Source organism: Pseudomonas rubra, assembly GCF_028656935.1.
Classification (GTDB): domain Bacteria; phylum Pseudomonadota; class Gammaproteobacteria; order Pseudomonadales; family Pseudomonadaceae; genus Aquipseudomonas; species Aquipseudomonas rubra.
Window position 1 is genome coordinate 1 of the sequence record NZ_JAMDGZ010000031.1, and the last position, 15,047, is coordinate 15,047.

17 protein-coding genes are annotated in these 15,047 nt (G+C 57.0%); 10 read left to right on the forward strand and 7 right to left on the reverse strand.

What is annotated here, in order from left to right:
• The 6 genes from M5G17_RS14890 to M5G17_RS14910 form a co-directional block, all read left to right on the forward strand.
• Positions 1-810: ABC-three component system protein (locus M5G17_RS14890; protein WP_273893657.1), on the forward strand; the 810-nt coding region annotated here is incomplete at its 5' end.
• The gene (locus tag M5G17_RS27440) at positions 803-1,288 is read left to right on the forward strand and encodes an ABC-three component system middle component 2 (RefSeq protein WP_337993347.1); all 486 of its coding nucleotides are present in this window, start codon (positions 803-805) and stop codon (positions 1,286-1,288) included. The genes M5G17_RS14890 and M5G17_RS27440, both read left to right, overlap by 8 nt.
• A complete protein-coding gene (locus tag M5G17_RS14895; RefSeq protein ID WP_273893658.1) occupies positions 1,288-3,102 on the forward strand; it encodes a coiled-coil domain-containing protein in 1,815 nt (604 codons plus the stop codon). Before M5G17_RS27440 ends, M5G17_RS14895 begins: the two co-directional genes overlap by 1 nt.
• A 616-nt stretch (positions 3,103-3,718) precedes the next feature.
• A complete protein-coding gene (locus M5G17_RS14900; protein ID WP_273893659.1) occupies positions 3,719-4,048 on the forward strand; it encodes a DHCW motif cupin fold protein in 330 nt (109 codons plus the stop codon).
• 5 nt (positions 4,049-4,053) lie between these two features.
• Entirely contained in the window at positions 4,054-4,497 is a 444-nt protein-coding gene (locus tag M5G17_RS14905; RefSeq protein ID WP_273893660.1) for an HIT family protein, read from the forward strand.
• Positions 4,498-4,574: 77 nt separating this feature from the next.
• On the forward strand, positions 4,575-5,036 hold the full coding sequence (locus M5G17_RS14910) for an NUDIX hydrolase (protein ID WP_273893661.1): 462 nt from the start codon (positions 4,575-4,577) through the stop codon (positions 5,034-5,036).
• A gap of 74 nt (positions 5,037-5,110) precedes the next feature.
• Here M5G17_RS14910 and M5G17_RS14915 read toward each other — a convergent pair whose 3' ends face one another.
• The 5 genes from M5G17_RS14915 to M5G17_RS14935 all read right to left on the reverse strand — a co-directional run bounded on the left by M5G17_RS14915 (position 5,111) and on the right by M5G17_RS14935 (position 7,731).
• Positions 5,111-5,407, reverse strand: coding sequence for a DUF3077 domain-containing protein (locus tag M5G17_RS14915; protein ID WP_273893662.1), 297 nt, complete (start codon positions 5,405-5,407; stop codon positions 5,111-5,113).
• 78 nt (positions 5,408-5,485) lie between these two features.
• A complete protein-coding gene (locus tag M5G17_RS14920) occupies positions 5,486-5,713 on the reverse strand; it encodes a hypothetical protein (RefSeq protein WP_273893663.1) in 228 nt (75 codons plus the stop codon).
• Positions 5,714-6,124: 411 nt separating this feature from the next.
• A complete protein-coding gene (locus tag M5G17_RS14925) occupies positions 6,125-6,766 on the reverse strand; it encodes a nucleotidyl transferase AbiEii/AbiGii toxin family protein (protein ID WP_273893665.1) in 642 nt (213 codons plus the stop codon).
• The gene (locus M5G17_RS14930; protein WP_273893666.1) at positions 6,741-7,148 is read right to left on the reverse strand and encodes a nucleotidyl transferase AbiEii/AbiGii toxin family protein; all 408 of its coding nucleotides are present in this window, start codon (positions 7,146-7,148) and stop codon (positions 6,741-6,743) included. The genes M5G17_RS14925 and M5G17_RS14930 overlap by 26 nt, the downstream gene beginning before the upstream one ends.
• The gene (locus tag M5G17_RS14935; protein WP_273893667.1) at positions 7,141-7,731 is read right to left on the reverse strand and encodes a DUF6088 family protein; all 591 of its coding nucleotides are present in this window, start codon (positions 7,729-7,731) and stop codon (positions 7,141-7,143) included. The genes M5G17_RS14930 and M5G17_RS14935 overlap by 8 nt, the downstream gene beginning before the upstream one ends.
• Positions 7,732-7,918: 187 nt before the next feature.
• On the opposite strand from M5G17_RS14935, the gene M5G17_RS14940 reads away from it, so the two are divergent.
• The 3 genes from M5G17_RS14940 to M5G17_RS14950 all read left to right on the forward strand — a co-directional run bounded on the left by M5G17_RS14940 (position 7,919) and on the right by M5G17_RS14950 (position 12,021).
• Positions 7,919-8,419 (forward strand): RNA polymerase sigma factor, encoded by a 501-nt coding sequence (locus M5G17_RS14940; protein ID WP_165392256.1) that lies wholly within the window; start codon positions 7,919-7,921, stop codon positions 8,417-8,419.
• The gene (locus M5G17_RS14945; RefSeq protein WP_273893668.1) at positions 8,416-9,354 is read left to right on the forward strand and encodes a FecR family protein; all 939 of its coding nucleotides are present in this window, start codon (positions 8,416-8,418) and stop codon (positions 9,352-9,354) included. Before M5G17_RS14940 ends, M5G17_RS14945 begins: the two co-directional genes overlap by 4 nt.
• Positions 9,355-9,468: 114 nt before the next feature.
• The gene (locus M5G17_RS14950; protein WP_273893669.1) at positions 9,469-12,021 is read left to right on the forward strand and encodes a TonB-dependent siderophore receptor; all 2,553 of its coding nucleotides are present in this window, start codon (positions 9,469-9,471) and stop codon (positions 12,019-12,021) included.
• A gap of 265 nt (positions 12,022-12,286) precedes the next feature.
• Here the strand turns inward: M5G17_RS14950 and M5G17_RS14955 are convergent, their stop codons facing one another.
• Together M5G17_RS14955 and M5G17_RS14960 are read right to left on the reverse strand one after the other, a co-directional pair.
• Positions 12,287-13,183: an EamA family transporter gene (locus tag M5G17_RS14955; protein ID WP_273893670.1), complete on the reverse strand. Its 897-nt coding sequence runs from the start codon at positions 13,181-13,183 to the stop codon at positions 12,287-12,289.
• On the reverse strand, positions 13,180-14,430 hold the full coding sequence (locus M5G17_RS14960; RefSeq protein ID WP_273893671.1) for an MFS transporter: 1,251 nt from the start codon (positions 14,428-14,430) through the stop codon (positions 13,180-13,182). Before M5G17_RS14960 ends, M5G17_RS14955 begins: the two co-directional genes overlap by 4 nt.
• A gap of 112 nt (positions 14,431-14,542) precedes the next feature.
• Between M5G17_RS14960 and M5G17_RS14965 the strand changes: the two genes are divergently transcribed.
• Positions 14,543-15,001, forward strand: a complete 459-nt coding sequence (locus M5G17_RS14965; protein ID WP_273893711.1) for a winged helix-turn-helix transcriptional regulator — start codon at positions 14,543-14,545, stop codon at positions 14,999-15,001.
• Positions 15,002-15,047: the final 46 nt, after the last annotated feature.

A 15,047-nucleotide genomic window follows, 5' to 3' on the forward strand; every position in this document is an offset into this window, starting at 1 on the left:
CTTGTTCGGAGCATCCCTAGTGATATCTGGGTGGAAATTGGGAAGATAATTTATTATTCGTTCAAAGAGTACTATATTCCCCCGCGCAGGCATTATTTTGCGGGGTCTCAAGACATCGGCACGACCTTAGAGCAGCTGCTGAATAACCCTGAGGAGTTGCAGTTTAAGGCAGAGGAGAATTGGAATCAAAACTGTAAGAGTGGAATAACGTCGACCACGGAAATACTTCTTTCGGGCGAATTACTCCATTACTTTCAGGCATTCGATTTCTCCATATTTTCCTCAAAATCTGTTGTTGAATTAATAGAGGGCCATAGCCGAACCCAGTTTCATTCTGTGAGGTTTGGTGGTGGTCTTCCATTCAGGCCTGACTCATTGAAACCTCCGGAAGTTCCGGCAGGCAGTGAAAGTCGGTATATTCGGCAAATATTCGATGCTTATGGGAATTATCTGGGTAAGGCTATATCTGGTGAGGCTGATCTTGAGTCTCATGGCGCACTCAAGAGAGATTACCTGCGGCAGAGAGAGAGGTTTTATCACGCCGAGTCCCTAAGGAATTTTGCAAGAGATACAGTACCTGAAGGTACCTTCACAGCCCTGCAAGATGAAATCTATTATGGGGTTGTCGATGTTTGTGAGGATGACCATGCAGACGGATTTGCACGAATGAAGGCCACTATTACCCATTCTTCAACCATTGCTGCTTCAGCAAATGCCTTGGCCTCGGCTTTCAAAACCCAAGATCGTCAAGGTATATGCCATCAACTGGCAAATGATGACCGGTTAGCGTGGGTGCCTGAAGATGAGTGAGGCAACAGTAAAGAGTCCTTTTAACGGTCCTCTGGAAACTGGTGTGCGGTCTTTGGCTATCCTGACGGCGGCCTTTCCGATGGCGATGGATCTACAGCGTTTAGTAGAGATGGACTATTTAGTAGTGCATTCTGAAGATGCGAAGGGGCCAAGTAGCCTACACGCACCATTGCCGTTGCGAGCCGGTGAACTTCTTGTGCGTAGAGGATTGATAGAGTCAGGGTTGAAGCTGATGGTTAGGCGTGGGTTATTGAGTCGGATTGCGTCATATGATGGCTTCAGTTACATCGCTACAGATTCCGCTCAGCCTTTCGTATCCTCACTCACGTCGAACTATTCGATTAAGTTGTTGGACAGGGCTAGGTGGGCGTATGAGACTTATGGAAGTACACCTACTGAAGAAGTTAGGAAAGTTACTCATCGGATATTCAAATGGACCAGTGAGTTCCAGGTTTTTGAACAGAGGGGCGTTGAATAATGAGTGAGTGTGGTTTTCAATTACGTCGTGTTCAATTCTCCGGTCCAAGTGGTGAGCGACATATAGACTTATTTGATGGTCTTAACGTAATTTGTGGCTCGTCGGATACAGGTAAATCCTATCTGGCTGAGACAGTCGATTATATGCTAGGTGGTTCCGAACTCAGGAAAATTGATGAGTTAGATGGATATGATCGGATTACTTTGTCTTTGGAGTCTGGCTCCGGCGAAGAATGGCGTTTGGAGCGCGCGCTAAATGGCGGAGGCTTCAAACTGACCGGGGGCGATCAGGACGAATCTACGGTTCTAAAGGCTACTCACTCTCACGGAGCTACAGACAACCTTTCGGGGTTCCTATTAGACAAGCTTGGGCTGCTCGGCAAGAAGGTTTTGAAAAGCAGCGCGAAATCCACGTTGCAGAGTCTCGGATTCCGAAATATTGCAAGGTTAGTCATTGTACAAGAAGAAGAGATTGCTACTAAAGGATCGCCGTTTTGGAGTGGTCAATTCACCACGAAGACCTCTGAATTAGCTACCGTTAAATTGCTTGTGACCGGGATGGATGACTCGGCAATCAATACCCCGATAGTTAAAGTAGTCGATAATTCAGGAAAAATTGCGTTGCTCGATGATTTGATATCCGAATTGGCCGATGACGTAGGTGATAGCAAACGCGAAGAACTTGAAGCACAGCTTGAAAAAATCGGTGTTACTTTAGAACGATATCGGAAATCAATTACCCTTAATGAGGAATTGGTTTCTGAACTCATGAATCGACGTCAAAATAACGTGTTTCAGCGGCAGTTAGTTTCTGAGCGAATTGACGAAATCGCCGACCTTTTCACTCGATTTGACCTCCTACGTGACCATTATGACGTCGACCTTGAACGCTTAGAGTCCATTAAAGAAAGTGGCTCCATGCTGATCTATGTGGATGAAGTGGACTGCCCTATGTGCGGTGCCGCACCTTGTAATCAGCATCTCGAAGATGACGATGAAGCAGATCTGCGCTCGGCTGTGCTGGCAGCCTCCGCTGAAATCGCAAAAATTGAACAACTCAAGAAAGATCTAGTTAGAATTATTGATGAACTAAAAAATGAAAGTGGGGAGCTTTCCAAAGGCTACTTAACCCAGCAGAAAGAGTATGCTGAGATTGAAGTCTCTTTACAGAAGGCGCTTTCTCCACGTAAAGATGAAGAAAAGATCAACTATGAAGACTTGATCGAGTTTCGACAAGATGTGTCAAAGAAAATTAGTAGTTTTGAGCGTATCGAACAACTGACTCAGCGTAAGTTTTCGCTTGAGAAAGAAGGGGGTTCGGCTGGTGGAAAGACAACTGCCGTTGTCAGTATCCCCGACACCATTGGTAATTCTTTATCAGACAAGATTTCCTCAATTTTGGATGATTGGAACTTTCCTGGTGAGTGTAAAGTGGTGTTTGATAAGGGGTCGAGCGATTTTATTATCGATGGTAAACCTAGGGGGAGTCGCGGAAAAGGGTTGCGATCCATTACGCATGCTGCGGTTAGCCTAGGATTGCTTGAGTACGCGCAGGAAAATTCTCTGCCCCACCCTGGTTTCCTTGTACTTGATTCTCCGCTTCTTGCTTATTTTGCACCGGAAGGTGACGATGATTTACTTCTGAGAGGAAGTAATTTAAAAGAAAAATTTTATGAATACTTAATTCATCATCATGGAAGCGGTAGTCAGATAGTAATAATCGAAAACCAACACCCACCACAGGAAGCTTTGTCAAATATGCATCTGGCCGTATTCACCAATAATCCACATGAGGGCAGGGCGGGGCTTTTGTAGGCCCATAAGAAGCGACTAGAGCCGCTTTCGTATTTTCTCGGGTTTTTCCGGATCTCGATTAAGTTGTCTTGCTTAACATTAGTATCGATCAGGCAAGATCTAGACTAATTTAAACGCCGCTCATTCAGAGATGCCTTGCGCTGAACAGTACCGATCCGTTGCGAGCGTCTGCTTCGGGTCGTTTTCTGCCGTTCCTCATCTAGCATTTGACGCGGGTATGCGTAGTTCTCACTGAACCCTCTGCAAGTCCCGATTCGATTCCACCGAAAGCCATAACTAGCTAATTTTTTTATAGACACCCTTTGAGGCACACCAAAAAATCCACCAAATTCCAGCCCCGCGAAAACCGGGCCCTCACGACCAATAACCGTCCGTCTGTCTCCGCACCATCCAGCTGTTCCGATACGTCACCTCTTGTATACGGAATCCCCTGAAAAGCCCGCCAAGTGCGGGCTTTCTTGTTTCTGCCTGTCTCGTTCTGTCTCTAGGCATATACTGTAGTGGTCAAGTCTGGTGCTCGGCTCGCGCTGTATGAGAGAAATCAACCGGGTCTGTATCTTTCCGCCATTGCGCCGCCCCGTTACGGTTTGCACCTTTTGCATAGCCTGGGGCAACCATGGAACTGACTGCTATCCCTTTTGGAACAACCGACTGGTCGAAGATCGAGCCCACTGTGCATCCGGGTGAAACGGGTAGCGCCTTCTGGCGTACCTGCCAGTTCGGCAACATTCGCGTTCGCTTGGTTGAGTACACGCCGGGTTATCTCGCCGACCATTGGTGCAGCAAGGGCCATATCCTGTTTTGCCTGGAAGGCCAGCTCGACACTGAACTGGACGATGCTCGTACTTTTACGCTCACCGCCGGCATGAGTTACCAGGTTGGCGATAACGCCGAGGCGCATCGTTCATCGACTGTTGTCGGCGCCAAGTTATTCATTGTGGATTGATACCTATGTCGCTGATCACACAACGCGTTGCACTCGCTCGCAATGGCGAAAATGACAAAGTTATCTGCCGGATGGCTTCAGGCTGGGCGGTGATGGGGGATGTGCAGTTTTTGCAGGGTTATTGCCTGTTGCTGCCCGACCCGGTTGTCCCGAGCCTGAATGATCTGGATAGCGAAGCCAGAGCACTTTATCTGCTCGACATGGCCCGAATCGGGGATGCGGTGTTGCAGGTTACCGGGGCGCTTCGTATGAACTACGAAATCCTTGGTAATTCAGAGCCTGAGCTGCACTGCCATATCTTCCCTCGCTACGCCCACGAGCCTGAAGACAAACGCAGAATTCCGGCATGGTTCTATGACTGGAAAACAGCGCCGCCCTATGACGAGTCTCTGCACGGTGATTTGCGCAGGCAAATAGCCGAGGTGTTGCAGGCAGCAAATGGTGGCTGACGTGCCGGGCGCTCGCTGCCAAGACATGGCGCTCGCTTGTCAGTATCCTGCGCGGTCTTCCAGGGAGAGGGCTTTATATGCGTGAAAGAAAGTCGGCGCGGTTGCTGGTGATCAGCCCGTCAAACCAGGTACTGCTGTTTCGTTTCGATCATGCAGACGGTGCGTTGGCAGGGGAGAGCTGCTGGGCCACCCCAGGTGGCGCGCTGGAGAGCGATGAGACGTTCGAGGCGGCGGCAATCCGTGAGTTGCGAGAGGAGACTGGCATTGTTGTCAGCACTGTCGCGGCGCCTGTGGATCGCAGAGAGTTTCCAATGCTGCTGCCCAGTGGCGAAGAGGTGTTCGCCGTTGAGCAGTACTTCGTTGTGCAGGTAGAGCACCACGAACTTTCGCGTGCTGAATGGACGGCCCACGAGCTGCAGGTCATGACGGATCACCACTGGTGGTCAGAGCAGGAATTGCGCTCCACGCAAGAGACGGTATGGCCTGAGGGGTTGATTGCAATGCTTGCGGATGCAGGCGTTTTCCAGCGGGCGATTTAATCAACCGTGACGGGTGAATTTGGGTTGAAAGCAGCCGGAAGTCATCAGCGGCTTTCGACCCTAAGTTGAGTTGGCTAACGGTTGGATTCAGCAATTGCGTGTGTCACATCCTCGACCAATGCCTTGGCCATCCCGCTCAAGTAATGAGCCGCACAAACCATGGTTTCATCTCCTTCGAGCATCGCCAGGTGTGTCAGTTTGCCCACGCACCCGATCAACACGGCAGCCTGCTCCAGTACAAAATCCGCACTATGCCCAGGCTCAACCCGGAACAGTCGTTCAGTGCTCATTCCACTCTGACCTTCACCGAATACGCCGACGCCTGTTGTTTGCAAACCTGAAGTGCGGCCTTCAATCGAGTTCTCGCTCATCCCTACCTCCACGGCATGCCGTGCCATTCAGCAACCAGCCTTGCCTGGGCAACGCTGGTGCTCGTTTGAAAAAAGGCCTTAGTGTTGTGACTGAACTTTGCTCAACGCCACTTCCACCAAGCTGCGGGCATGTTCAATTTCATGCATGGTCGCCAAGGTCAGCACCTGGCCGGGTGGTCTGGTATGGAGCAGTGCCGTTTGTTGGGCAATGGTCAGGGCGCAGACCAGGTACTCGGATGTCTGGACGAGGAGGTCTTCGAGGGATTGGTTGGGGTGGTGCGGTGGGTCTGGGACGATTTTTAGCATGGTGTCTCCCGGTGAGTGGAGCCGCCACGAATTTGCTGTCAAACAAATGGGTGGCAACTGTACGCGGGTTGACAGACCGAACACCGGAGAACTCGGCGCACACGAAGGTGCCCCACGTACAATCGCCATAATGGCTTGCACATGTCCACGGTGTAGTCGGCCTGTCAAAACCGGTCGTTGAAATTGGCAACGACCGGCCGAGACTAGAGTCCTGCCGGGACCACTGCAATGCTTTGAAAGCGGCAAAAGTATGATTGGGAAATGGACTACAGGGAATCAGGAAATCCTGAAGATATCCGCCGTAAAAGTACCGGTATTGGCGACTATTCGTTACAAGTCACTACCAGTGCCACAGCAATCATGGCGTGTAATTGCGACTTGGCCTATCCAAAGCGTTGGCTTTGCTGGTGATCAGTTCAGCGTGATTGGCGCAGGTGTATGGGCGGCAGTGTTCAGGCGTTCTTCGAGTTCGGCACATGCTGTCATCAGTACGTCAAACGATGGCGGGGTGCTGTCGAACATCCCGCCCTCTAACATTTTGGCGTAGTCAGTTTCCAAATGAGCCCTTGCTTCGCCGCTCGGTACCAGCCGAAGGTTGCCTGAAACAGCATGGTGGTAGTCCACGTTGCTGCCATCAGCGGCCTTTTCACTAAAGAACCAGGATTTGTGCTCTGCCACCAACGCAGCGATATCTCGACGGTCGATGACTTCTGCGAACCTCTGGTTTTGGACAATGGCGTTGAGGTCGTGCCAATGGCGGGCGAACCGTTCGCTCTTCAACCGCTGCTGTACACAGTACACATGGGCAGCGGTGGCTTTCTCCCAGAAGGTTCGAGCCACGTCCATGACGATGGGGGTTGCCTCGGGAAACAGCACTCCATCTAGTTGGGCTGCAGCCATGTCACAGCAAACATGCTGGCGGCCATGCGGTTCTCCGCTAGAACGCGCCCCAAATTCCAGTAGCACCCTTGGCATGACGTAATCGTTGGCCGGGGTGCATGGTCGATAGTGCAGGTAAAGCTTATCTTCATCCTGGCTCAGCTCTGCCGCCATGTTGTCGGCCCTGAGTGCATCGGACAGCAACGGATTCGTCAATCCAGTCGGGGAGCAGGGCCCGAGCTTTGGAGGACCATTTTCTGGCCTGGCTGCTACTGGGTGGAATCTCACTTTCTGCTTCTGGCAGGATTTGCCGAATATCGTAAGTAAGGTCGATATCCTCGGAGAATCGATCAATCAGCCGGTAGACCTTGGAGAGTGAAGTACCGCCCTTGAACGTGAGGTGGTCACCCGTTGAGGCGGAAAAGAGTTTGCCCAGGGTCCAAACAACCCAAAGATCCTTTTCTAACAAATAGGCTGGACGACCGAGGTTCGAGGATGCCTGCAGCAGTGCCTCTTTTTGGTCTTCTGGAGTCAGGGAGAAGAAGTTTTCAGCCACAGAGAGCCTCGCTACCTAACATTCTGGCCATCCAGGAAGGCAGCACTGCGCGAAACCCCATGAGTTTCGCCCATTCCGCTTCCGGCAGTCGCTTATGCAATTGGTGGATCACGCTTCTGGATTGCGTTTCTCCCAGCCAGGCAAAGGCGCGAACGGCTTCGCCAGCGGCCGAGGTTGAGAGCATCCAGCGTGGAGCGTGATTGAGCTGAATCTCGGACTTACCAAGCCTCAATGTACGGGCACGCCCGCTGGTGAGAAACACCTGGCGCACCGGAACCTGCTGGGTCAAACCCAAACCGTTGGCAGCGCGTGCACCGCTGGATGTCAGGGACTCGCTGGATTTCTGCGCCAGTGACTGGATGACCTTTTCGGGCTCTGGCGCTCGAGTGCCGAAACGGCTCTTTACCGGGGCGACGTACATTCCACGACAGATGCGCAGCAGTTTTCCGCGCCGGGCCAGGCGCGAGAACGCTTGGTCAACGGCTGCACGACTGCCCGCGCTCAGAAACTCTTTGGGCGACAGCACTTCGCCCTCAGGCAAAGACTGACTGCGTTGGAGGATCATTTCTGGAAGCTTTTGCATGGCGGTACGCACTGGGGTTGATACTGTGTCAGAAACTTATCATGGTTTCTGACATTTGTTCAAATAATCGTCAGACGCTCCTCCATTCACAAGCTACCTGCGCCCCACGCCGACTGCTATTGAGAATATTTACTATTTGATGCTACTGTGCCGACCCCTTTTGCGCGCAGTTCAGGATGCTTGGCGAATGTCGCGCGATCGCGAACATCTTTTGGCTACCTTCATGGAAAACCGCGAAGCGCTGCAGGCTTACCTGGTGCGCCAGTTCGGCAATGCCAACGTGGCCGAAGACCTGGCCCAGGAGACCTGGCTGCGGGTCGCCAGCCGCAAGCTGGGCGAGCAGATCGGCAATCCGCGCGCGTATATCTTTCGCATCGCCCGTAACCTGGGCATGGACCTGCGCCGCCGCGAGGCGCTGGGCATCGAGGTGCAGGCCGACCCGGTGGTGGTCGAGCTGGTCGCTGACGCCAGGGTCGATCCGCTGCGTGAAGCCGAGATGAGCCGTGAGCTGCAACGCCTGATGCAGGTGGTGGCCGAGCTGCCGGCACGCTGTCGCGAAGTGTTCCTGTTGTGCCGGGTCGAAGGCCTGGATCACCAGCAGGTTGCCGAGCGCTTGAACATTTCCAAGAGCACGGTGGTCTCGCAGATGGTCAAGGCCATGCAGCGCATCGAGAAAGCAATGCAATGACCGAACCCGACTCGCAGACTCCCCTGGACCAGGCGCTGGAATGGTGCGTGCGCCTGCAGGATGCCGGCGTCAGTGAGGCCGAGCGCGAGGCGTTTGCCCGCTGGCTCGGCGCCGATCGCCGCCATCCGCCGGCCTGGCAGCGCGCGCAGCAGGTGTGGCAGGCATCAGGTGCGGCGGGCCAGGCCTATGTCGCCACGCGCAGCGTGCCCCGGCGCCGTTCATCCCGGCGGCGCTGGGTAAGCCTTGCGAGCGCCGCCGCGGTCCTCATGGCGGTGGCCGTATTCACGCTGTCGCCAGCGCGCTGGGCGGATTACCGCACCGAGGTGGCCCAGGTGCGCAGCTGGACGCTGGAAGACGGCTCGATCGTGCAACTGGCGCCGCAGTCGGCGCTGGATGTGCGTTTCAGCGAGGGCGAGCGGCGCATTTATCTGTACCGGGGCGAGGCCTGGTTCAAGGTGGCCAGCAACCCGGCCCGGCCGTTCGTTGTTGAGGCTGCGCAAGGCTCTGTGCGTGCGCTGGGCACCGCCTTTGATGTGCGCCTGGCGGGCGATGGCGCCGAGGTGACGGTGACCGAGCATGCGGTGCGGGTCAGCCAGGCCGGGCAGCAGGCCGAGGCGCGCGAGGGGCAGGCGCTGCACTACGACGCCCGCGGTGTTGGCCCGCTGCGCAGTGTCGACCTCGGCCAGCAACTGGCCTGGCGCGAGCAGCGCCTGGCCTTTCGTGACGAGCCGCTGGCACAGGTGCTCGAACGGCTGCAGCCGTACTCGCGCGCGCAGTTGCTGCTGAGCGACGCGAGCCTGGGCCAGTTGCGGGTAACGGCTGCCGTGCAGGCGCGCGAGGTCGATGCAGCGCTGCAAAGCCTGCAGGTCATCCTGCCGATCCGGGTCACCCGCATCGGCCCGTGGTTGACGCTGGTGCGGGCCCGGGCGCAGTGATCGAAAATTATTTCACCTAGGCCGTCGTTGTCTTTGCTCACTGGTCCGTCATAAGTCTTGATCGCAAACGCGAATGAGTTGCGAATACTGCCATCACGACGGATTAGAGATCGAATGCCCACGCCTTTCGCACGTCCCCACCCGAGTCGTCCTTGCGCCATGCGCCTCAAGCCCCTGCTGCTGGCCAGCGCCATTGGCTGCGTATCTGCCCTCGGTGCCTGGCCCCAGGCCCAGGCCGCCAGCAGCAGCCAGGCGCAGACCCGCACCTACGCAATCGGCGCCCAGCCGCTGGAAAGCGCGATCCTGCAATGGTCGGCCAGCAGCGGTATTCAGCTGTTCGTCGATGGCGCGCTGACCCGCGGCAAGACCAGCAGCGCCGTGCACGGCGAGTACACCGCCAGCGCTGCGCTGCAGCAGCTGCTGGCAGGCACCGGCTTGAGCTTCGTACTTGCCGAGGGCAATCGCGCCTACCTGCAGCAACGTCGTGATGGCGAGGCTGCCGTAGAGTTGGGGGCCACCACCATTCAGGGCCAGGGCCTGGGCGCACTCAGCGAGAACAGCGGTTCATACATCACCGGTGCCACTAGCGTCGGCAGCAAGGTCGCGCAATCGCTCAAAGAGGTGCCGCACTCGGTGTCGGTGGTGACGCGTCAGCGTATCGAGGACCAGAACCTCACCACCCTGACCGACGCGCTGGACAAGACCACCGGGGTCACCCTGCAGAAGAACGGCGCCGCAGGTTCGTCGCTGGGCAACGATACCAACTTCTTCTCCCGCGGCTTCGCGGTGTCGAACATCCAGTTCGACGGCGGCGCGCCGATGGACACCTCGATCTCCGGCTACGGGTCGATCAGCCAGCTGGACCTGGCCCAATACGACCACGTGGAATTTCTGCGCGGTGTCGACGGCCTGTACTCGGGCAGCGGCAACCCCGGCGGCACCATCAACCTGGTGCGCAAGCGCGCCCTGGACCACAACCAGCTGAAGTTCTCCGCCTCTGCCGGCAGCTGGGACACCTACCGCAGCGAACTCGACGTCACCGGCCCGCTCAATGACGCCGGCAACGTCCGCGGCAGGGCAGGGATGGCCTATCAGAACAACAGGTTCTTCTACGATGTGGCCAACATGGAAAAGCACCTGTACTACGGTTCGCTGGAGTTCGACCTGAGCCCGGACACCCTGCTCACCGTTGGCGCCAGTTACCAGGAGAACGAAGGCATCCCCAACTTCGGCGGCCTGCCGCGCTACAAGAACGGTGATGATATCGGCCTGTCGCGTGACACGGCGTACCTCGCCTCCTGGGGCTCGGTCCAGGAAAAAACCAGGCAGGCGTACCTCAAGCTTGACCACAATTTCAACGAAGACTGGCTGTGGACCACCGACCTCACCTGGATGGACATGGACCGCGACGGCAACTCGCTGTTCGCCAACGGCGCGGTAGACCCGATCACCCACAAGGGCACGACCTGGTTGAACTTCCCGGCCAAGACCGGCCTTGAGCGCAAGGGCATAAACAGCTACCTCAAGGGCGGCTTCGAGTTGTTCGACCTGCACCACGACGTGCTGGTGGGGGCTGACTATTCCACCGCCGATGGCTACACGGTGCAGCGCTGGGGCCTGCTCAACGGCACTGCGCTCGATATCTTCAACCCGGTGCAGCCGCTCGACCCGGGCAGCACGCCGAACAAGACCGACGACAACACCACCGAAAAATATGGCTACTACGGCATGACCCGGCTGTCGTTGAACGAGCGCACCAAGTTGATCCTGGGCGCCCGGGTGTCTACCTACAAGTACCGCGACCTGGAAGTGTTCTTCGACGACTTCGGCAATGTCCTGGATGACCCGGCACCCTACAAACGCCGGTTCAAGGAACAGGGCGTGACCACACCCTATGCCGGCCTGATCTACGACCTGACGCCGAACTGGAGCACCTACGTCAGCTATGCCGAGACCTACAAGCCGCAGTTCCTGCAAGTGGCCTATCCGAACCAGGCACTGGATGCCGCCACGGCGAAAAACTACGAGGTGGGCCTCAAGGGCTTGCTGTTTGACGACAAGGTCAACACCAGCTTCGCCATCTACCGTATTGAGCAGCAAGGCGCGGCCATTGCCGATCCGCGTTACCCGCAGACCTACGGAGCCAACAACTGCTGCTTCCTGAGCCAGGGTGAAGTTGTCAGCGAAGGCTTTGATGCTGAAATCAGCGGTGAACTGCTCACCGGCCTCGACCTGTTTACCGGCTACACCTACAACCACACCGTCGACAAAGCCAACGATGAGACGCGCGCCATCTACTCGGCGGTTACCCCCAAGCACCTGTTCAAATTCTGGGGTACCTACCGCTTGCCGGGCGATCTGGAGAAATGGAAAGTCGGCCTGGGCGTCACTGCCCAGAGCAACAATGGCCGCAGCGGCACGGTGAACCCGTACAACCCGGCCACTGGCCGTTACGACGGCGATGCCGAAGCGTTCACCTTCAACCAGGCGGGTTATGCCATCTGGGCCTCGAGCCTGGAGTACCAGATCGACAAGCACTGGTCGGCAATCGCCAACGCCAACAACCTCTTCGACAAGAAGTACTACCAGACCGTCGGCACCTCGGCCAATGGCAACTTCTACGGCGAACCACGCAATTTCACCCTGACTGTGCGCGCTACCTATTGATTACGAGCAGTGGGAGATTCGATGGTTCATAGAAAGGCCTCAGATAACTTTCGATTGTTTGGTGCACACAGATCCCTTGTGGGAGCCGGCGTTGCCGGCGATGAGGCCGGTACAGCCAGCACATTAGGTGTTGCCTGGATTACGACCGCTGCGCGCTCGATCGCCGGCAAGGCCGGCTCCCACATTTGTTGCAACGTGCCATGGCCTGTTAGAGCGGCGTTGTTAGCTTTGGTGCAAGGCAAGAGATCGTATCGCGGGGCTGGCGTCATAGTGGGTGGCGGTCTTGTGTTTTGATCAGCGCAGCAACAATGCGCTGCCCATACAGGCCGACAGCCAACCCCGAAACGATCAGCACCACGGCGAGGATTTTGTTGGGTGACAGGCTTTCGTTGAAAATCAACACCGAACCCAGCAGCCCGAACACCGGCACCAGCAACGACAAGGGCGCGACGGTGGACACCGGGTAGCGTTTGAGCAGTGAGTTCCATACCCAGTAGCCGAACAAGGTGTTGGGGTACACCTGGAACAGGATCGACAGCACGGCGCGGTAGTCGAGCTGGTGGACCAGGGCGCTGTAACCGGCCACGCCGTTCACGGCGTAGTCGAGGGCGAACAGGGGGATGGGCGAAAAGGCGCTGGACCACACCAGAAACGCGAACACCTGGGTGGTCCTGGCTTTTTTGATGATCACGTTGGCCACGCTCCAGGCCAAGGCCCCCAGCAGCACCAGGGCCAGGCCGAGGGTGGTGACGGTTCCATCGACGATGGAGAGGATGCTCAGCAGGCCACCCAGGGCAATGCCCATGCCTGCCAGCTGGTAGCGGGTCAGCGCTTCCTTGAACAGCCATGCACCGAGCAAAATGGTGAAGAACGCACTGAACTGCAGCACCAGCGATGCGATGCCGGCAGACAGGCCCGACTGGATACCCAGGTTGACCACACCCCATAAGCCGATGCCGAACACCAGCCCGTAACCGATGATGTAGCGCCACGGCACATCAGGTTTGGCGATGAACAAGATTGCCGGCAGGGCGCACAGGGTGAAGCGGATGCCGGCGAGTATCAGCGGGTCGACGCTGGTCAGCCCCAGTTTGATCACCGAGAAGTTCACGCCCCAGATGGCGGTGATAAAGATCGCGAGTAGAAGGTGGCGGGTTTTCATCGGGCGCTTCCTTGACCGGGTGTAGAGACACGCATCGAGAGTAACCACAGCAGGAGCGCCGTCGCGCTGATCAACGCCCCCAGCAGGCTGACCGCATTCCAGCCCCACAGCGCATAAACCTGGGTCGCAGCAGCGGCGCCCAGGGCGCTGCCCACCGAGTAGAAGCACATGTAGGCGCCGACCATGCGGCTTTGGGCATCGGGCCGGGCGGCAAAGATCAGGCTCTGGTTGGTTACGTGCACCGCTTGTACCGCGAAGTCGAGGACGATGACCCCGAACACCAGGGCGAGCAGCGAGCTCTGGGCATAGCTGATGGGCAGCCACGACAGGGTCAGGAGCAGCAGCGAAATGCCTGTCACCCGTTGCCCCAAGCCCTGGTCGGCCCAGCGCCCGGAACGTCTGGCCGCCAGCGCCCCGGCGACGCCGGCCAGGCCGAACAGGCCGATGGCGGTGTGCGAAAGCGACAGGGGCGGGGCGCTCAAGGGCAGGACCATGGCGGTCCACAGCACGGAAAAAGCAGCAAAGATCAGCAAGGCCAGCACGCCTCTGAGGCGCAATACAGGTTCCGTGAGGTACAGCATGAACAGCGAGCGAATCAGCGCCGGATAGCTGTGTTGGCGGTGTGATGATTCAGCAGTAGGAAGCACTTTGCAGAACACCGCAGCGATGACCAGCATCAACCCGGCAGACACGAAGTACACCGCCCGCCAGCCCGCCAGGTCGGCGATCAGCCCGGAGGTAAAGCGCGCCAGCAAAATGCCCAGGACAATCCCGCTGGTCACGCTGCCAACCGCTTGCCCTCGTTGCGACGGCGTTGCCAGCACCGCGGCATAGGCCACCAGCACTTGCACCACCACGGCCAGCAGGCCGACGGTGACCATGGCGCTCAGCAGGGTCAGCCACTGCTGCGCGGCGCCAACCGCGGCCAAGGCCAGTGCCGACAACAGCACCTGAGTCAACACCAGCCATTTGCGGTTCAACAAGTCGCCAAGCGGCACGATGAACAGTAAGCCGATGGCGTAACCCACCTGGGTCGCCGTCACCACCACGCCGATCATCGACGCGTCCACGTTCAGGCTGTGGGCCATGGAATCGAGCAGGGGTTGGGCGAAGTAGACGTTGGCGACGGCCAGGGCGCAGGTGATCGAGAGCAATAACGTGAGGGAAGGCGAAAGCCCTGGGGTGCGCGCTGCAGTGCGCCCATGCCTGGGCAACGCTTGGGCGGCTGACTCGGCATCTGCTGTCATGTGAGCCTCTGTGGGTTAAACTGGTTTCAATTAAAAACTTGTTTCGATTGTTGTCGAATAAGGTTTCAAATTGCAACCAGATTTCACCGTCGTCATTCAAGAGGCCCATACCATGGTGGAAGACACTGCAGCGCAAAACCGCGAATGCCCGGTGGCAAGAGCATTGGAGGTTATTGGCGATCGTTGGTCATTGATGATCGTTCGCGACGCATTTGACGATACTCGCCGCTTCAGCGAGTTCCAGAAGAGCCTCGGGGTGGCCAAGAACATTCTTGCCTCCCGGCTCAAGGCTCTGGTTGAAGTGGGGGTGTTCGACGTGCAGCCGGCGTCCGATGGCAGCGCCTACAAGGAATACGTCCTGACGGACAAAGGCCGTGAAATTTTCCCGCTGGTGATCAGCCTGCGCCAGTGGGGCGAGCGCTACCTGTTCGAGCTCGGCGAGACGCGCTCGCAGCTGTTGGACAACACCTGCGGCCAGCCGCTGATGCCGCTCCAGGTGCGCTCCTCAAACGGGCAAGTGCTGGGGCCGGCTGATTGCCATCGGGTTCGGCGGGTAGCCGGGAAGGGCTGATCCGGCCACTGCTGTTCAATCCATCGTAAGATGACAGCGCAGCCTG